At 68.6% G+C, this 16,999-nt stretch carries 16 protein-coding genes and 1 tRNA gene; 6 read left to right on the forward strand and 11 right to left on the reverse strand.

Annotated features, from left to right (window positions below; translation table 11 throughout):
- Positions 1 to 26 precede the first annotated feature (26 nt).
- Positions 27 to 512 carry an Hsp20 family protein gene (locus tag ACT54R_RS06530; RefSeq protein WP_476324704.1) on the reverse strand — a complete coding sequence of 162 codons (486 nt, stop codon included), beginning with the start codon at positions 510 to 512 and terminating at the stop codon, positions 27 to 29.
- A gap of 265 nt (positions 513 to 777) precedes the next feature.
- On the opposite strand from ACT54R_RS06530, the gene ACT54R_RS06535 reads away from it, so the two are divergent.
- Together ACT54R_RS06535 and ACT54R_RS06540 are read left to right on the forward strand one after the other, a co-directional pair.
- Positions 778 to 1,317, forward strand: a complete 540-nt coding sequence (locus ACT54R_RS06535) for a hypothetical protein (protein ID WP_476324706.1) — start codon at positions 778 to 780, stop codon at positions 1,315 to 1,317.
- 86 nt (positions 1,318 to 1,403) lie between these two features.
- The gene (locus tag ACT54R_RS06540; RefSeq protein WP_168459329.1) at positions 1,404 to 2,345 is read left to right on the forward strand and encodes an alpha/beta hydrolase; all 942 of its coding nucleotides are present in this window, start codon (positions 1,404 to 1,406) and stop codon (positions 2,343 to 2,345) included.
- Positions 2,346 to 2,418: 73 nt separating this feature from the next.
- Here ACT54R_RS06540 and hisN read toward each other — a convergent pair whose 3' ends face one another.
- Together hisN and ACT54R_RS06550 are read right to left on the reverse strand one after the other, a co-directional pair.
- The gene (gene hisN, locus ACT54R_RS06545) at positions 2,419 to 3,204 is read right to left on the reverse strand and encodes a histidinol-phosphatase (RefSeq protein WP_168459328.1); all 786 of its coding nucleotides are present in this window, start codon (positions 3,202 to 3,204) and stop codon (positions 2,419 to 2,421) included.
- A gap of 1,191 nt (positions 3,205 to 4,395) precedes the next feature.
- Entirely contained in the window at positions 4,396 to 5,283 is an 888-nt protein-coding gene (locus ACT54R_RS06550) for an N-formylglutamate amidohydrolase (protein ID WP_476324709.1), read from the reverse strand.
- 191 nt (positions 5,284 to 5,474) lie between these two features.
- Between ACT54R_RS06550 and cpdR the strand changes: the two genes are divergently transcribed.
- The 3 genes from cpdR (at position 5,475) to hemH (ending at position 7,235) form a co-directional block, all read left to right on the forward strand.
- A complete protein-coding gene (cpdR, locus tag ACT54R_RS06555; protein ID WP_168459327.1) occupies positions 5,475 to 5,837 on the forward strand; it encodes a cell cycle two-component system response regulator CpdR in 363 nt (120 codons plus the stop codon).
- 86 nt (positions 5,838 to 5,923) lie between these two features.
- Positions 5,924 to 5,998: transfer RNA gene (locus ACT54R_RS06560), tRNA-Val, on the forward strand.
- Between the two features lie 178 nt (positions 5,999 to 6,176).
- Entirely contained in the window at positions 6,177 to 7,235 is a 1,059-nt protein-coding gene (hemH, locus tag ACT54R_RS06565) for a ferrochelatase (RefSeq protein WP_476324711.1), read from the forward strand.
- A 7-nt stretch (positions 7,236 to 7,242) separates the two neighbouring features.
- Here the strand turns inward: hemH and ACT54R_RS06570 are convergent, their stop codons facing one another.
- Both ACT54R_RS06570 and ACT54R_RS06575 read right to left on the reverse strand, forming a co-directional pair.
- A complete protein-coding gene (locus ACT54R_RS06570) occupies positions 7,243 to 8,172 on the reverse strand; it encodes a methylated-DNA--[protein]-cysteine S-methyltransferase (protein WP_476324713.1) in 930 nt (309 codons plus the stop codon).
- Positions 8,173 to 8,260: 88 nt separating this feature from the next.
- The gene (locus ACT54R_RS06575) at positions 8,261 to 9,034 is read right to left on the reverse strand and encodes an SDR family NAD(P)-dependent oxidoreductase (protein ID WP_168459325.1); all 774 of its coding nucleotides are present in this window, start codon (positions 9,032 to 9,034) and stop codon (positions 8,261 to 8,263) included.
- Positions 9,035 to 9,337: 303 nt separating this feature from the next.
- Here ACT54R_RS06575 and ACT54R_RS06580 point away from each other — a divergent pair, with 303 nt between their 5' ends.
- Positions 9,338 to 9,898, forward strand: a complete 561-nt coding sequence (locus tag ACT54R_RS06580; protein WP_168459324.1) for an AprI/Inh family metalloprotease inhibitor — start codon at positions 9,338 to 9,340, stop codon at positions 9,896 to 9,898.
- A gap of 12 nt (positions 9,899 to 9,910) precedes the next feature.
- Here ACT54R_RS06580 and bluB read toward each other — a convergent pair whose 3' ends face one another.
- From bluB to ACT54R_RS06610, 6 genes are all read right to left on the reverse strand, one after another.
- The gene (gene bluB, locus ACT54R_RS06585; protein ID WP_476324716.1) at positions 9,911 to 10,585 is read right to left on the reverse strand and encodes a 5,6-dimethylbenzimidazole synthase; all 675 of its coding nucleotides are present in this window, start codon (positions 10,583 to 10,585) and stop codon (positions 9,911 to 9,913) included.
- Positions 10,586 to 10,654: 69 nt separating this feature from the next.
- A complete protein-coding gene (gene glpK, locus ACT54R_RS06590) occupies positions 10,655 to 12,142 on the reverse strand; it encodes a glycerol kinase GlpK (protein ID WP_476324718.1) in 1,488 nt (495 codons plus the stop codon).
- A 22-nt stretch (positions 12,143 to 12,164) separates the two neighbouring features.
- Positions 12,165 to 13,685, reverse strand: a complete 1,521-nt coding sequence (gene glpD, locus ACT54R_RS06595) for a glycerol-3-phosphate dehydrogenase (RefSeq protein WP_476324720.1) — start codon at positions 13,683 to 13,685, stop codon at positions 12,165 to 12,167.
- Positions 13,686 to 13,794: 109 nt separating this feature from the next.
- The gene (locus ACT54R_RS06600; RefSeq protein ID WP_476324722.1) at positions 13,795 to 14,550 is read right to left on the reverse strand and encodes an SDR family NAD(P)-dependent oxidoreductase; all 756 of its coding nucleotides are present in this window, start codon (positions 14,548 to 14,550) and stop codon (positions 13,795 to 13,797) included.
- Between the two features lie 11 nt (positions 14,551 to 14,561).
- Positions 14,562 to 15,323, reverse strand: coding sequence for an SDR family NAD(P)-dependent oxidoreductase (locus tag ACT54R_RS06605; RefSeq protein ID WP_476324724.1), 762 nt, complete (start codon positions 15,321 to 15,323; stop codon positions 14,562 to 14,564).
- 39 nt (positions 15,324 to 15,362) lie between these two features.
- A complete protein-coding gene (locus tag ACT54R_RS06610) occupies positions 15,363 to 16,982 on the reverse strand; it encodes an acyl-CoA synthetase (protein WP_476324726.1) in 1,620 nt (539 codons plus the stop codon).
- Positions 16,983 to 16,999: the final 17 nt, after the last annotated feature.

The raw sequence follows: 16,999 nt of genomic DNA on the forward strand, positions 1-16,999 counted from the left end.
CGCTGCCCGCCTTTCAGTGCCGCCGGTCAGGCCGCCTGTGCGGCGCTCTCTACCGGCGCTCCCTCGATCGTCTTGGGAGCGGACGCCCCACCCGCGATGGGGATGATGCGGGGCTTCTTGGCCTCGGGAATGTTGCGCACGAGGTCCACGTGCAGCAGGCCATTCTCAAGCACCGCGCCCTTCACCTCCACATGATCGGCGAGCTGGAAACGACGCTCGAAGGCGCGCGCGGCGATGCCGCGATAGAGCACCTGGGCGCCCTCGGACGCCTCGGACGCCGTCTTCTCGCCCTTGAGGGTGAGGGTGTTCTCCTTCACTTCGAGGCCGAGTTCGGCCTCGGTGAAGCCCGCCACGGCCACCGTGATGCGATAGGCGTTCTCGCCCGTGCGCTCGATGTTGTAGGGCGGGTAGGTAGGCGCCGCGTCCACCCCGCCGACGGAATCGAGCAGCGAGAACAGCCGGTCGAAGCCAACGGTGTTGCGGTACAGCGGAGCAAGATCAAACGTACGCATGGCATATCCTCCTTTGAAGCGACATGCGGGACCCGCATAAAGCCGGGTCCGGTCAGGGCGCCGTCAGGTCTCTGCCCGGCGCCTTTTCGGATGTGGGTAGGCCCGTTTCGGGCGTCAAGGGGGTGCCCGGGCCGCAATCTGAACACGCGATGAACGCCCCGGCCGGCCGGCGTTCACGCACCTCGGATAGACTTTTCCCCAACGACATCTGCTCCGTCCGCGGCGTCATCCGGTGAGGAGGCGGGGAGCAAGGGGAGGTCGGGCGATGCGGGCCTGTGCGGCCGCCTGTGCGGCCTTCTTCCTGATGGCGCTCGCGCCGCCAACGTCGCGGGCCCTCGCCCAGTGCGGCGCCGAGCCCGCGGTTTCGGCCGGCGCTCAGACGGCCGTGCCGGCCAAGCCCCCACCCATGCAGCCCCCGCCCCTGCAGCCTCCACCCCTGCACATGCATTATCCGCCGAGTGCGGCCGGGGCCATCGGCCTTCCCGCGGCGCCGATCGCGCGCGCAGCCTCCGTCACCGCGACCCAGATGCCGGACGAGGCCACGCTGCTGCCCGGCGCCATCGCCCCGCGCGCCTACCGGCCCTACCAGACCGCCCCCGCCGGCCCCCATCCGCTCACCGCAGAGACCGTCGCGCCGAGCCTGGAAGCCCGCGGCTTCCGCCAGATCAGTGCCGTCCGCCAGCGCGGCCAGAGCTTTCTTGCCGAAGCGACCGGCCCGCGTGGCGAGCGGGTGCGCCTGGTGCTCGATGCCGCCAGCGGAGACATCAGCGGCATGCAGATCATCGGCTCCGGGGGGCCGCGCTGAGCGCGGCTCCTGGCGAGAGGGCGATTGTGAAGCGGGCGCCCGGCGTGTAACCCTCAGCCCGCCCGCCTTCCATCGCTGCGAGCCTCATGACGCTCTATTCCCTGCCGAACAATCCGGTGCCCGAAGGCGCGATCGAGGGCGAGATCACCGCCCGCGACGGCGTGCGCCTGCGCTTCGCCCGTTTCCTGCCCGAGGGCAAGGCGAAGGGGACGGTCGCCCTGTTCAGCGGCCGCTGCGAGTTTATCGAAAAATATTTCGAGGTGGTGCGCGAGCTGAGGTCGCGCGGCTTCGCCGTGGCGCTGCTCGACTGGCGGGGACAGGGCGGCTCGCAGCGCCTGCTGCGCAACCGCCTGAAGGGGCACGTCACCCGCTTTTCCGATTACCTGCTGGACCTCGAGGCCTTCGCCCGCGAGGTGCTGCTGCCGGATTGTCCGCCGCCCCACTTCGCGCTCGCCCACTCAATGGGCGGCTCCATCCTCCTGTCCTCCGTGCTGGAGGGGCAGCGCTGGTTCGACCGCATGGTGCTGAGCGCCCCCATGCTGGGGCTTGATTCGGTGCCGTTCGAAGGCATCGTGCGGCCGACAGCCACCGTGCTCTCCCACATCGGCTTCGCCCGTGCCTTCGTGCCGGGTGGACGCGGGCGCACGCTCGCCCGGCTGAAGTTCGAGGGCAATCCGCTGACCTCGGACCGGAGCCGGTTCGACCGCACGCAGGCGCTCGTGACCGCCTATCCGCAGCTCGATCTCGGGGCGCCGACCATCGGCTGGCTGGCGGGTGCCTATGCCACCATGGCGGAGCTGACCCATCCCGATGTGATTCCGCGCATCCGCCAGCCGCTGCTCATCATCGCGGCGGGCGGCGAGAGGCTGGTCTCAAACAAGGCCATCGAGCACTTCTCGGCCCGGCTCATCGCCGGCGCCCATGTGGTGGTGCCGGCCAGCCGGCACGAGCTGCTCATGGAACGCGACATCTTCCGCGCCCAGTTCTGGGCCGCGTTCGACGCCTTCATTCCGGGCACGCCGATCTGAGAAGTTTTACGTCGCACCGCTCAGGCGCCGCGCGGGCTGGTGTTGCCTTGCCACGCTCAGGCGCCGCGCGGGCTTAGCCGCCGGTGAGCTGGCGCAGCGCCGCCTCATGCACCTTGCGGCTGCCGGCGGCGACCACCCGGCCGCCCGCAACCGGCGAACCGCCTTCCCAGCTGGTGACGACGCCGCCCGCCCCTTCGATGATGGGCACGAGGGCGATCACGTCGTGATCCTGCAGGCCGGTCTCGATGACAAGATCGATGAGCCCCGCCGCCACCATGCAATAGGCGTAGCAATCGCCGCCGTAGCGCGACATGCGCACTCGCTCCTCCACCGTGCCGAAGGCGGCGCGGTCTTCGTCGTTCATCAGGCGGGGGCTGGTGGTGTAGAGCACCGCATCCTCCAGCCGGGCGCAGTCGCGGGTGGCGAGCAGGCGCTCGCCGGCCGGTCCCCGATAGCGCGCCGCGCCACCGTCGCCGAAGAAGCGTTCGCCGATGAACGGCTGGTGCATCATGCCATAGACCGGATCGCCCTCCTTCAGGAGACCGATCAGCGTGCCCCAGGCGGGCAGGCCGGCGATGAAGGACTTGGTGCCGTCGATGGGGTCGAGCGCCCAGGTATAGGGCGCGCTCGCCGTCACGTTCTCGAATTCCTCGCCGATGATGCCGTGGGCCGGAAAGGTGGAGCGGATGAGCGCGCGCATGGCCTGCTCGGCCGCCCGGTCCGCCTCGGTGACCGGATCGAAGGCGCGGCCGGCGCTCTTGTCCTCGATGCCCAGCGCCGTGCGGAAAAACGGCAGGATGGCCTCGCCGGAGACGGTCGCAAGCTGGTGGACGAAGGCGTCGAAATCGACCGCGGTCATGAGCGCTCCGGAACAGTCGGGCGGGCCGAGGGCGCCCGCGCCGGCAAGAAAGCGCGGGCGGTGGCGGCTGCCAAGGGAAATCTGCGAGGAAAGGCCGCTCCCTCCGCGGAGGTCCGGTACGGCAGCGGCCGAATCCGGGTGGTGGTGATCCCGCGCCATAACGGCGGTGCGGGATGACCGCGCCTGCGGCAGATCCGGCGGGCAGGGCGCGCAAAGATTGGGCAGGCCCGCCGCAACAAGATGAAAATAAATGGTTTTAAATGTTGGACAGATGCACAAACTATCTGCCTGTCACGGACTTGATGCAGAGGGGTCCGTTCGTCATATTGATGCAGCGCGGCATTGCTTGTTGCGGTGCCGCTGCCCTCCTTGGGCGTTTCCTCCCTAGACTTGGGCCGCTGTTCGTCAGCGGCCCCTTTCTTTTTCGGCCCCTCACGCCGAGGCAGGAGATGCGGCCAAGCCCGCCGCCCTCTACCCAGCACTGCCCGAGCCAGCCTCCGCACTTCGCGCGTGACGACAAGCTGCGGCTGAGGCCGATCCCGCGCATCTGCTCGCGCGCATCTGCCAGCCCGCCGCGTCTACCTGCGCCTGGGCCCCGATCGACCGGCAGCCTCTGCGAGCTTCGGCATCGCGCAACATCCGCACATGGAAAGGCCGGCCATCCCGGCACGGCCGAGTCGGACCAAGCGTATTCGTCTATCGATTTTTTTGAGCGGCCCCATCGCGCGGGGCCCAGCCCGGGCTTGGCCAGAGAAAATAAATCCCTATAAAGATCAATTACTTGCCGTGGTATACCAGACTGCGACAAACGCGCACTTGATTTATGGCACTGCACTCGGCTATTTGTGCATTGCGACACGGCGATTGGCGTCGCTGTGTCGCTGCCCTCCTTGGGCGTTTCCTCCCTAGACTTGGGCCGTCTGCTCACGCGGACGGCCCCTTTCTTTTTGGGCTGGTCGATCCGGCATTCGCCGTCACCTGCCGCCCTGTCTAGGCCCCTCTCGTTCCATCCCTGGATGCGGTCTTGCGCCGCGATGTTCGATCCCGTGTCTCAGCGGGCCTCTTCGCATGGCGAAGCGTGTCCGGGCCGGAATTCGATGGTGGCGGGGTAATCCCCCGCAAACCGTGCGCAATAGGTAGCCTTGCCATACGAAAAACGCAAGGCACCTTATGCAAAAATGCAGGGCTTTGTCATTCAGCTGCCGCACGGGGCGAAGCAAGGCCCTCGGCAACAGCCGTGAAAAGATCCCCCATCAGCGCGCGGATATCGGCCTGAGCGCTCGCAAACCCGCTGTTCCGCTCATAGACGGCCTCATCCATGTAGAGGCTGCGGTTCAGCTCGATCTGCACCGCATGCAGCCCGGCAGAGGGATTTCCGTAATGCTCGGTGATGTAGCCGCCCGCATAGGGCTTGTTGCGCACCACCCGGTAGCCGCGGGCGATGAGGGAGCGCTCGATGGCGTCGGTGACCACTTCGCTGCAACTCGTGCCGTAGCGGTCGCCAATGACGAAATCCGCCCGCGCCACCTCGTCGCGCGCGGAGGTGGAGGGCATGGAATGGCAATCCACCAGCACCGCCAGCCCCCATTCTCGCTGAATGCGCCCCACGAGGCGGCGCAAGGTCTGGTGGTAGGGCTTGTAATAGGTCTCGATGCGCTCCAGCGCTTCGTTCACGGCGAGCCGGCGCGGGTAGATCTCCTGCGCGTCACCCACCACCCGGGCGATGGTGCCAAGCCCGCCCGAGACGCGAATCGACCGCGTGTTGGCGAAGGGCGGCAGGCGGCCATCGAACATGCGCGGGTCGAGCTCGTAGGGCTCGCGATTGAGATCGAGGAAGGACCTGGGAAACAGCGCCCGCATCATCGGCGCGCCGAGCGCGATGCAATCGCTGAACAATTCGTCGACGAACGTATCTTCCGAGCGGCGCAGGGTTGCAAAGTCGAGACGTGTCTGCTCGACGAAGCTGCGCGGATAGATGCGGCCGGAATGCGGGGAGTTAAAGAGGAAGGGCGCGTGCGCCTCGTCCGGAGCGAGCACCTCGAAAGCGGGTTCAATGGTGTCGGCGAGGCAGGCAGTCATCAAGAACCCAGCACCTTGGAATAGTTCCGGAATTCACACCGGCGAGCGGCGGAATGATGGCCCGGCTGAGCACCTTTTGGGAAGGGGTGGCGCGGCTTTCACTCCGAATTTACCCGAATGCGGCAGACAAGTCATATGAACCCCCAGCTTCGGCCGGGGGGTGGACGGAACACGACATCAGGGGAAGCGGCGTGGCCAAGATCCTGCTCGCTGAAGACGATAACGACATGCGCCGCTTCCTCGTGAAGGCGCTGCAGAATGCGGGCTACGCCGTCGCGTCCTGCGACAACGGCCGCTCCGCCTACGAGCGCATGCGGGAGGAGCCGTTCGAACTGCTGCTCACCGACATCGTGATGCCCGAGATGGACGGCATCGAGCTGGCGCGCCGGGCGACCGAACTCGACCCCGACCTCAAGGTGATGTTCATCACCGGATTCGCCGCGGTCGCCCTCAACGCCGACGGCGAGGCGCCGAGCGAGGCCAAGGTGCTCTCCAAGCCCTTCCATCTGCGCGACCTCGTGAGCGAGGTGGGCAAGATGCTGGCAGCGGCCTGACCCGTCATCCACAGGCCGGAACACTCTCACATACACCCGCCTTGCCTCCGGCGTTTCGAGCCGATATAGAGGCTGCTCCTGCGAGGGGGCGCGTAGCTCAGCGGGAGAGCACTACGTTGACATCGTAGGGGTCACAGGTTCGATCCCTGTCGCGCCCACCATCCCTCACCTCATCATCCGGCGATTGATCCGTCCGGCGGCACCTGCCGTCCGGGCCGTCATCGATTCCGCCGCAGCGGCCATCCAGCGTGGCACCCGCTGCGTATGATGGCGGCGCCTGCGGGCGCATTGACGCGCCCCGGCCGAGGCGCCATCTCACCGGCAGCAGCCGAGGACCCGATGATCGACGCTCCCGCCTTTTCTCCCGATGCCACCCATCTCCCCAAGGACCATCCGAAGGTCGCCTTCGGACGCATCGGCGTGCTCATCGTCAATCTCGGCACACCGGAGGCGACGGACTACTGGTCCATGCGCGCCTATTTGAAGGAATTCCTCTGGGACCGCCGGGTGATCGAGGTGAACCGGGCGCTATGGTGGTTCGTGCTCAACGCCATCATCCTCACCAAGCGCCCCGGCCCCAAGGGCCGCGACTATGCGAGCATCTGGAACAACGCGCGCAACGAAGGCCCGCTGAAGACCATTACCCGCGACCAGGCCGAAAAGCTTGCCGCCCATTACGCCGGCATCGATGACCGCGTCGTGGTGGATTTCGCCATGCGCTACGGCAAGCCACCCATCGCCGAGCGCCTCACCGCGCTGCAGGCGCAGGGCTGCGAGCGCATCCTGCTCGTGCCGCTCTATCCGCAATATGCCGCCGCCACCTCGGCCACGGTCTGCGACAAGGCCTTCGACGCGCTGAAAGAGATGCGCTGGCAGCCGACGCTACGCGTCGCCCCGCCCTGGCACGACGATCCGGTCTATATCGATGCGGTGGCCCGCGACCTCGAGCGGCATCTGGCGGCGCTGGACTTCGAGCCCGAGGTGATCCTCGCCTCCTTCCACGGCGTGCCGAAGTCCTACCTCATGAAGGGCGACCCCTATCACTGCCAGTGCGCCAAGACCGCCCGCCTGCTGCGCGCGCGCCTCGGCATGGATGAGACGCGCTTCCGCCTCACCTTCCAGTCCCGCTTCGGCCGCGAGGAATGGCTCAAGCCCTATACGGACGAGACGGTGAAGGCGCTGGCCGAGAGCGGCGTGAAGCGGCTCGCCGTGTTCAACCCCGGCTTCGTCGCCGACTGTCTGGAGACGCTGGAGGAGATCGGCGTCGAGAACCGCGAGATCTTCGAGCACGCGGGCGGCGAGAAGTTCGCCGCCATCCCCTGCCTCAATGCGGGCGACGAGGGCATGCGGGTGTTGAGGACCGTGGTGGAGCGGGAATTGCGGGGCTGGGTGGGCTAGTCCCCCCTCACTCCCCCTTGGGCTCCACCTTCGCAGCTTCCCAGCCCAGTATGGCGCGCTTGCGCGTCAGGCCCCAGTGATAGCCGGTGAGGTCGCCGCTCTTGCCGATGACCCGGTGGCAGGGCACCACGAAGGAGATGGGGTTCTTGCCGATGGCCGCGCCCACCGCCCGGGCCGCCTTGGGCCGTCCCACATGCTCGGCGATGCTGGAATAGGTGGTGGCCCGGCCCATGGGGATGCGCAGCAGCGTCTCCCACACCCTTATCTCGAAATCCGTGCCGATGAAGACGATGCGCAGCGGCTGGTCGCCCCGGCAGGATGCGGGATCGAAGATCTGCGCCACCAGCGAGGCGGTCGCTGTCGGGTCTTCCACATAGGTGGCGTTGGGCCAGCGCGAGCGCATGTCGGCGAGCGCGGCCGCCTCCTCCCCAAGATCGGCAAAGGCGAGGCCGCAGAGGCCGCGCGGCGTGGACATGGCGAGCGCCTGCCCGAAGGGCGAGGGATGGAAGCCGAAGCGGATGACGAGGCCGGCACCGCCGGTCTTCCACTCACCCGGCGACATGGCTTCATGCACCACGAAGAGGTCATGCAGCCGTCCGGGACCGGACAGGCCCAGCTCCAGCGCGGCATCGAGCACGTTGGGACATTCGGCGACGATGCGCCGGGCACGGTCCAGCGTCACCGCCTGGAGGAACGCCTTGGGCGTAAGCCCGCACCAGCGGCGGAACAGGTCGGTGAGCGCACGGGCGGAGACGCCGGTGGCGGCGGCGATCTCCTCCACTTCCGGCTGCCGGCGCACGTTGCAGGAGATGTATTCCACCGCCCGGCGCACCACGTCGTAGTCGCGGGCGGCGATGTCGAGCGGGGCGGCAGGCGTCGCCGTCAGCGCCGGCGCCGCCGCGGGCAGGATGAGATCGGGGGCATCGAGCGCCAGCACGGCACGTCTCCTTCTGATCGAGCGTTGCCCATCTCAGCAGGCGCCGCAAGGCCCGGCCACCCGATTTCCCCCGCCCCGGTCACGTCCTTCAGGCAGGATCGCGCCGCACGGTCAGGCCGTTGAAGGTCTGCTGGCCGGCCATGCACTGGATGCGGTTGATGTTGACGTGGCGGGGCACGGTGCAGGCGAAATACACCTGCTCGGCGATGTCCTCGCCGGTCATGGGGGTATAGCCGGCATAGACCTGATCCGCCTTGCCCTTGTCGCCGGAGAAGCGGACCACGGAGAATTCGGTCTCGACCAGGCCCGGCTCGATGTTGGTGACGCGCACGCCGGTGCCGGCCACATCCGCCCACAAGTTCAGGGAGAACTGCTTCACGAAGGCCTTGGTGGCGCCGTAGACGTTGCCGCCGAAATAGGGGTAGTCGCCGGCGACGGAGCCGGTGAACACCACATGCCCCTCCTTGCGCGCCACCATGGCCGGCAGGCTCGCGCGCACGGTGGTGAGAAGGCCCGTGATGTTGGTCTCCACCATGGTCTTCCACTCATCCAGATCCGCGTTCTGCGCGGGCTCGAGCCCGAGCGCGAGGCCGGCATTGGCGAAGACGATGTTGTAGTCGGCGAACGGCGCCGGCAGGCTGGCGAAGGCCTCGAAGGTCGCCTTCTCGTCCCGCACATCGAGTTCCAGCGGGAGGATCAGGTCGCCGAATTCGGCCTTGAGGCCTTCCAGGCGGTCGGCCCGGCGGCCCACCGCCACCACCTTCGATCCGGCGCTCGCGAAGCGGCGGACGGTGGCGGCGCCGATGCCCGAGGTGGCGCCGGTCACGATGAGGGTCAGCGTGCGGGGATCGAGCATGGCCATGGAAAGCTCCGAGCAAGGAAAGGACAGCAGAATGATGCGGAATATCCTGCCGCCAAGGTGCGCACGTGATTAAACCGCCTTAACCATCGCGTCCATCCGTCGCCCTGGATCGGTATTTAGATACATCATCAGCCTTGCTACTGCCACGATCTCCCGAAAGGGTGCGTTTACCCGCAGCCGGCTAGGGTTTGCGCCCGTCAGTTGCGGTCCGAACGTCGATGGCGTCCCGTGCGAGCCACTCAGGGGCGGGTGGCGGTTTTGGTGCGGAGGCGCTAGGTTGCGGACACGTCCGGAGAATAATGGATGAAGGTGGTTCTGGTTACGGCGGCGCTGGCGCTGACCCTTGGCGGGTGCAGCACGGAGCTTGACGGCTTCGGGGCGAAGCCGTCCGCCACGGCGGCCAATCGCGTGCTCACGGCGCCGACGGGTGCGGTCGAATCCTCGCCCGTGCCCGGCAACGTGTCCACCGCCGCGGCCGACACCGCTACCGGCGCCATCACGCCGCGCACCACCGCCTCCAACGTGCCCCTCACCCCGCCTCCGGCCAACCCCGGCGCCACCGCCTTCGCCCCCAGCGCGGCGAAGGAGCAGGTCTCCGGCGCCTGGAGCTTCTCGTGGGATGGCGGCAAGGCCTCTTGCCCGGTCCGCCTCGGCACCGACCGCGGCCTCAGCGGCCTCTCCGCCCAGGCCGATGTCTCCTGCCCCAGCGAGATCTTCATGACCAAGGGCTGGGACATGATGGGCTCGGACATCGTGCTGCAGAACCATCAGGGCAAGGTCACCGCCCGGCTCCAGCCGGATGGTCCCAACCATTACGTCGGCACCATCGCCGAGACCGGCCAGCAGGTCGCCCTCGCCCGCTGAGGCGGGCGGAACTTAAGTCCCTGCCTTCTCCCGCGCACCAAATCGCTCCGCGAACACCAGCTCCTCCAGCGGCAGGCGCTGGCGCCAGCCGGCGCGCTCGAGGTCGGGCGTCGCCGCAAACCCATCCACATAGCCCACGCACAGCAGCGCCACGGGCACGATGTGGTCCGGAATGGCGAGGATGCGGTGCAGGTCGGCGAGGTCCAGGATGGACACCCAGCCGACGCCCAGATTTTCCGCCCGTGCCGCCAGCCAGATGTTCTGCACCGCGCAGACTGTGGAATAGATGTCCATCTCGCTCTGGTGGGTGCGCCCCAGCACCACCGGCCCCGCCCGATCCCGTTCGCAGGTGATGCACAGGAGGAGCGGCGCCTCGCGCAGGCCCTCCAGCTTCAGCGTGCGATAGAGCTGCGCCCGCTCGCTCTCGAACATCGCGGCTGCTTCGGCATTGGCACGGGAAAAGGCGTCGTGCAGCGCCGCCTTCGTCTCGGCCGAGCGCACCACGATGAAGTTCCACGGCTGCAGGAAGCCCACCGAGGGCGCCGCATGGCCGGCGGCGAGGACGCGGGCGAGCACGGCGTCCGGCACCGGATCGGGCAGGAAGTTCCGGCGCACGTCCCGCCGCGCGGCGATGCAGCGGTAGATGGCGGTGCGCTCGTCCGCCGAGAAACTGTCGTCCCGGACCATGGCCGCGCCCCCCTTTGTGTGTTGGTGCCATTCGGCGGCAGCGCGGCGGAGAGGTCAACCCGCCTGCGCTCACACGCCACCGATCAGCCGCCCCACCGCATCCCGCCACTGGGCGATGCGGCCGGTGCGTACCTCCGGCAGCATCTGCGGCGTGAACCGGCGCTTCAGCCGCCACTGGCCGGCGAACACATCCGGCGGCGGGAAGAAGCCGCATTCCAGACCGGCCAGATAGGCGGCGCCGAGCACGGTCGTCTCCTTCTCCACCGGACGGTCCACAGGCGCGCCGAGGAGGTCGGCGAGGCGCTGCATGGTGAAGTCCGAGGCGGTCATCCCGCCATCCACGCGCAGCACGGTGTCGCCGTCCGGCCAGTCCGCGCGCATGGCGTCGATGAGGTCCACGGTCTGGAAGCAGACGCTTTCCAGCGCCGCCCGCGCCAGCTCCGCCGGTCCGGTGGCGCGGGTGAGGCCGAACAGGGCGCCGCGCACCTCCGGCCGCCAATAGGGCGCCCCGAGGCCGACGAATGCGGGGACGAGGATCACGTCCTGCTCCGCATCCGCCTGCACCGCGAGGCGGTCGCTCTCGCTGGCGGTGGAGATGATCTTCAGCCCATCGCGCAGCCATTGCACCGCCGCGCCGGCGACGAAGATGGAGCCTTCCAGCGCATAGGTCCGCCGCCCGCCGATCTGGTAGGCGATGGTGGTCAGCAGCCGGCTGGAGGAGGCGACGGGCGTCGTCCCCGTGTTCAGCAAAGCGAAGCAGCCGGTGCCGTAGGTTGATTTCACCATGCCGGGCGCGAAGCACGCCTGCCCCACCATGGCCGCCTGCTGGTCCCCCGCCACGCCGCGGATGGGGATGGGACCGCCGAACAGCGCGGGGTCGGTTGTGCCAAAGTCCGCGGCGCAGTCCTTCACCTCGGGCAGGAGGGCGCGCGGCACGCCGAACACCGCGAGGAGGTCGTCGTCCCACGCGCCGCGATGGATGTCGAAGAGCAGGGTGCGCGCGGCATTGGTGGCGTCCGTGGCATGGACGCGACCTCCGGTGAGGCGATGGAGCAGGAAGCTGTCCACAGTGCCGAAGGCCAGCTCCCCCGTCTCCGCCCGCTCCCGCGCGCCGGGCACGGCATCGAGGATGTGGGCGATCTTGGTGGCGGAGAAATAGGGATCGAGCAGAAGGCCCGTGCGCGCGCTCACCAGCGCCCCATGGCCTTCCGCCTCCAGCTGGGCGCAGGCCTCGGCCGTGCGGCGATCCTGCCAGACGATGGCGCGGTGGATGGCGCGGCCGGTCGCGCGCTCCCACACGAGCGTCGTCTCGCGCTGGTTGGTGATGCCGATGGCAGCGATATCGGACGCCGCAGCGCCGGCCTTCGCCAGCACCGCGCGGCAGCAGCGGAGCACGGTGCCGAAGATGTCCTCCGCTTCCTGCTCGACATGGCCGGAGGCCGGGAAGTGCTGCGGCAGCTCCTCCTGCGCCAGCGCCGCGACGGAGCCGTCCTGCCGCACGAGAAGCGCGCGCGAGGAGGTGGTGCCCTGATCGATGGCGAGAATGTAGGCGGCCACGGCGTCCTCCCCTTGTTCTGTTTCAGGCGCGGCGCGCCGCCATTCTAGCCGCCATGTAGGCGTCGAGCGCCGCCACCGCGTGCGGCGCGGTGCGCAGGCCGAGCTTGGACCGCCGCCACAGCACGTCGGCGGCGGTCTCAGCCCATTCCCGGTCCATCAGATAATCCACCTCGCGGGCGCACAGATGCGCGCCGAACCAGTCGCCGAGGTCGTCCTCGTCCGTGACGCCCTCCAGCAATTGGAAAGCCGACGTGCCATAGGCGCGCGCGAGCCGTGCCAGCAGCGCCGGATCGAGCGCCGGGAACGCGCCGCGAAGGGCGCGCACCAGCGTCTCAAAGCCCTGCCGGGGGAAATCGCCACCCGGCAGGCGCGCCTTGGCGGTGAATGGCGCGCCGAGATGGGGAAAGTGCGGGGAGAGCCGCGCCAGCGCCGCCTCGGCCAGCCTCCGATACGTGGTGATCTTGCCCCCGAACACGGTGAGGAGCGGAGCGCCCTTGTCGGGCGCATCGAGGGCGAGCACATAGTCCCGCGTCGCCGACTGGGCGGCGCTCGCCCCGTCGTCATAGAGCGCACGCACGCCGGAATAGGTCCACACCACCTGCTCGGGGGCGATGGTGGCGGCGAAATATTCGCTGGCCGCCGCACACAGATAGGCGACCTCCTCCGGCGTTGCGTGGACATCCTCCGGATGGCCGGAAAAATCGCGGTCGGTGGTGCCGATGAGGGTGAAGTCGCCCTCGTAGGGGATGGCGAAGATGATGCGCCCGTCCGCATTCTGGAAAATGTAGCAGCGGTCGTGCGCATAGAGCCGCGGCACCACGATGTGGCTGCCCTGCACGAGCCGCAGCGGCGCATGCGCCTCGTCCCGGCCGGTCTTCAGCACGTCCAGCACCTCGCCCGCCCAGGGGCCGGCCGCATCCACCAGCGCCCGCGCCTTCACCGACTCCGGCCGACCCTCATGCTCGTTCTCGATCACCCAGAGCGCACCCTCCCGCCGCGCGCCGGTCACGCGGGTGCGCGGGCGGATGGAGGCGCCCCGGTCAGCGGCGTCGCGGGCGTTCAGCACCACGAGGCGCGCGTCCTCCACCCAGCAGTCGGAATATTCGAAGGCCCGGCCATAGCCCGGCCGCAGGGGCTGGCCAGCGTGATCGTGCCGCAGGTCCAGCGTGCGGGTGGGTGGCAGTAGGCGGCGGCCGCCGATATGGTCGTAGAGCCACAGGCCGAGCCGCAGCATCCAGGCCGGGCGCAAGCCGGGATGGTGCGGCAGCACGAAGCGCAGCGGCCAGACGATGTGAGGCGCGATGCCCCACAGAACCTCCCGCTCGGCCAGCGCCTCGCGCACCAGCCGGAACTCGTAATATTCGAGATAGCGCAGGCCGCCATGGATCAGCTTGGTGGAGGCGGAAGAGGTGCCGGAGGCAAGATCCCCCTTCTCGAACAGCACCACGCTGAGGCCACGCCCCACGGCGTCCCGGGCGATGCCGCAGCCATTGATGCCGCCGCCGACGATGGCGAGGTCGAAGACCTGACAGCTCTCCTCCATCTCCGCCTCCCGGCGCGGAATCAGCGCGCTCGCCAGACGATGCCCGAGCCTCGTGGCAGGTCAACGGCTGCATCGCGGTTCCGTGTGGACGAGCGGGCGCCCCGCCGCCTCACACGTTGATGAGACCGCCCGCGGAGAACCCCCCGTCCACGGCGATGGTCTCGCCGGTGACGAAGGAGGACGCCCGTTCGTCCAGCAGGAAGGAGACGGCGCCGCAGACCTCCTGCGGCGTGCCGGTGCGGCGGAGCGGCAGGGTCTTCAGCCACGCGGCGCGGGTCTCGGTGGTGAGCAGTTCGCGCACCAGCGGCGTCTCGGTGGGGCCGGGCGCTACCGCATTCACGCGGATGCCCAGGGACGCAAACTCCACCGCGAGGATCTTCGTCAGCGTGACCACGCCGCCCTTGGAGGCGCCATAGGCGGAACGGCCGAGATTGCCGCGCAGGCCGGAAATGGAGGCGATGTTGACGATGGAGCCGCCGCCCGTCTCCCGCATGGCCTTCGCGGCCTCCCGCGCGACGACGAAGCTGCCGACGAGGTTGATGTCGAGCACCTTGCGGAACAGTTCCACCGTCGTGTCGAAGGCGGGAATGTCACGGGCGATACCGGCCGAGTTCACCACGCCTCTGAGCGGGCCGAAGTCCGCCGCCGTGCGCGCCACGGCCGCCGCCACCGCGCCTTCGTCGGTGATGTCCACCGTCTCGAACCGCACCCGCTCCCCGTGGGGGGCAAGGTGCTCCCGCGCCTTGGCGATGCTGTCGGCGGCAAGGTCCAGCGCGACGACGCGCCAGCCCTCGCCGAGCAGGGTTTCCACCACAGCAAGACCGATGCCGGATGCACCGCCGGTGACGATGACGCTGCCCTTCATGCCCTCCCCCGTCACAGCCCGATCAACCCGCCGGCGGTGAAGCCGCCATCCACGCTGATGGTCTGGCCGGTGACGTAGGACGATTTTTCGGGATCCAGCAGAAAGGCGATGGTGCCCGCCATCTCCTTCGGCTGCGCATAGCGGTTGAGCGGCACGCGGGCGAGCCATGCGGCGCGGGCCTGCTCTGTGTGGACCGCCTGAACCAGCGGGGTATCCACCGGCCCCGGCGCGATGGCGTTGACGCGGATGCCGAGGGCCGCGAACTCCACCGCGAGGATCTTGGTGAGCACCACCACCGCGCCCTTGGACGAGCCGTAGGCGGCACGGCCGAGATTGCCCTGGATGCCCGAGACGGAGGCAATGTTGACGATGGAGCCGGCGCTGCGCGCCTGCATCACCTTCGCCGCCTCACGCGCCACGAGAAAAGTGCCGATGACGTTCACGTCGAGGATCTTGCGGAAGATGTCGGCGGACGTGTCGAGGGCGGGGATGTCGCGAGCGATGCCGGCGGAGTTCACCACGCCCCACAGCGGCCCGAACCCGCTCTCCGTCTCGGCGACGAGCTGCACCACCTGCGCCTCGTCGGAAATGTCGGCCTGGACGACCCGCACCTTGTCGCCATGGGCGGCGAGCGCCGCCCGCGCCTTCTCGACGCTCTCCGGCACAAGGTCGGCGGCGACCACGCGCCAGCCCTCGGTCAGAAGTTCCTCCACCACGGCGAGGCCGATGCCCGAGGCACCACCCGTCACGATCACGCTTCCCGGTCTCGACACGGCGTTTCTCCCTGAGGGTGTTTTAGGTCGGTCAACGGCTCAGATGAGCCCGCGCTCCGCCAGGGCCTCGCGCACCATCTTCTTGGTGATCTTGCCGTAAGCGGATTTCGGCAGCGCATCCCAGAAATGCACGCGCCGGGGCAGCTTGTAGCGGGCGACCTTGCCATCGAGGAAGGCGATCAGTTCCTCCTCGCTCACGCTCTGCCCCTCGCGCGGCACGCAGACGGCGACGCCCACCTCGCCCCACATGGGGTCCGGCACGCCGAGGATGGCGACCTCCGCGATGGCGGGATGGGTGAGCACCTTCTCCTCCACCTCGCGCGGATAGACGTTGGAGCCGCCCGATATGTACATGTCGGAGGCGCGCCCCGTGATGTAGACGAAGCCCTCGTTGTCCATGTGGCCGAGGTCGCCGGTCCGGAACCAGCCGTTGCGGAACGCCTTCGCATTGGCTTCCGGATTGTCGTAATAGCCCGCCAGCACCGCCGGGCCGCAGACACAGATCTCGCCGGTCTCGAAGGGCGCGACTTCCCGGCCCGCATCGTCCTGGATCTGGACCTGCATGCCGGTGCGCTCGAAGCCGCAGGTGCCGAGCTTCACGTGTGGGCCGTCCTCGGGATCGTGCAGATAGGGCGGCAGGACGGTGATGTTGCCGGTCACCTCGCCGAGGCCGAAATACTGCACCAGCACCTTGCCGAGCTTCCTCAGCGCGAACTTCTGGTCCTCCCGGTACATGGGCGCGCCGGCATAGATCACATAGCGCAGGGAGGAGTGGTCGAACTGGTCCACCGAGGGGTGCTCGGTGAGGAGCTTGGTGATGGTCGGCACGGTGAACATGTTGGTCACCCGCCAGTCCTGCACCAGCCGCCATGCCTCGGCGGCATCGAACCGCTCGGATGGCATGAGGATGGTCTTCACCCCCCGCGCCACCTGCACCAATTGATGCACGCCCGCGCCGTGGGAGAGAGGCGCCACCACGAGGGAGGCGTCCTGCTCCGTGGTGCCCGGCATCAGGTCGCAAAGGTGGTTGGTGATGACGAACGCCATCTGGCCATGGGTCAGCACCGCCGCCTTGGGCCGCCCAGTGGTGCCGGAGGTGAAGAAGAACCAGCAGGGGTCGTCGTGCTCCACGTCCGCCACCGGCACCTTTTCCCCGAGGCGGGCGGCGACGATCTCCCCATAGTCGGCGCCGAAGGGGGCTGCACCGATGGCGATGACCTCGCGGATCGCCGGGGCCTCCGCGCACGCGGCCTCCGCATGCTCGGGGAAGTCGCGGTGGCAGATCATCACGCTCGCGCCCGAGGCGGAGGCGAGATAGGCGACCTCCCCCGGCGTCTGGCGGAAATTGGTGGGCACCCACACCGCCCCCAGCCGGAAGGCCGCGAACATGCTCTCGAACATTTCGAGGCAGTTCTTCGACTGCACGAGGATGCGGTCGCCCTTGACGACACCGCGGGCGGCCAGTTCCGCCGCCATGGCATCCACGCGCGCGTCCATCTGAGCCCACGTCACGGTGCGGTCGCCCTCGACGAAGGCGATATGCTGCGGCAGCCGCCGCGCCGCCTGGCGCAGGAAATGCGAAAGGTTCATCACCCGGCGGCTGGTGCGGGCCACGCCGCCACGCGGGGCCTCGGCAACGGTCTGGGCAGGTGCGGACATTCAATTCACTCCGGGAT

The organism is Xanthobacter sp. DMC47 (assembly GCF_056313845.1).

What these genes read in the sequence shown, in the direction of transcription:
- ACT54R_RS06530 (WP_476324704.1), bottom strand. Translation starts at nt 512, where the DNA reads ATGCGTACGTTTGATCTTGCTCCGCTGTACCGCAACACCGTTGGCTTC.
- ACT54R_RS06535 (WP_476324706.1), top strand. Translation starts at nt 778, where the DNA reads ATGCGGGCCTGTGCGGCCGCCTGTGCGGCCTTCTTCCTGATGGCGCTC.
- ACT54R_RS06540 (WP_168459329.1), top strand. Translation starts at nt 1,404, where the DNA reads ATGACGCTCTATTCCCTGCCGAACAATCCGGTGCCCGAAGGCGCGATC.
- hisN (WP_168459328.1), bottom strand. Translation starts at nt 3,204, where the DNA reads ATGACCGCGGTCGATTTCGACGCCTTCGTCCACCAGCTTGCGACCGTC.
- ACT54R_RS06550 (WP_476324709.1), bottom strand. Translation starts at nt 5,283, where the DNA reads ATGACTGCCTGCCTCGCCGACACCATTGAACCCGCTTTCGAGGTGCTC.
- hemH (WP_476324711.1), top strand. Translation starts at nt 6,177, where the DNA reads ATGATCGACGCTCCCGCCTTTTCTCCCGATGCCACCCATCTCCCCAAG.
- ACT54R_RS06575 (WP_168459325.1), bottom strand. Translation starts at nt 9,034, where the DNA reads ATGGCCATGCTCGATCCCCGCACGCTGACCCTCATCGTGACCGGCGCC.
- ACT54R_RS06580 (WP_168459324.1), top strand. Translation starts at nt 9,338, where the DNA reads ATGAAGGTGGTTCTGGTTACGGCGGCGCTGGCGCTGACCCTTGGCGGG.
- bluB (WP_476324716.1), bottom strand. Translation starts at nt 10,585, where the DNA reads ATGGTCCGGGACGACAGTTTCTCGGCGGACGAGCGCACCGCCATCTAC.
- glpD (WP_476324720.1), bottom strand. Translation starts at nt 13,685, where the DNA reads ATGGAGGAGAGCTGTCAGGTCTTCGACCTCGCCATCGTCGGCGGCGGC.
- ACT54R_RS06600 (WP_476324722.1), bottom strand. Translation starts at nt 14,550, where the DNA reads ATGAAGGGCAGCGTCATCGTCACCGGCGGTGCATCCGGCATCGGTCTT.
- ACT54R_RS06610 (WP_476324726.1), bottom strand. Translation starts at nt 16,982, where the DNA reads ATGTCCGCACCTGCCCAGACCGTTGCCGAGGCCCCGCGTGGCGGCGTG.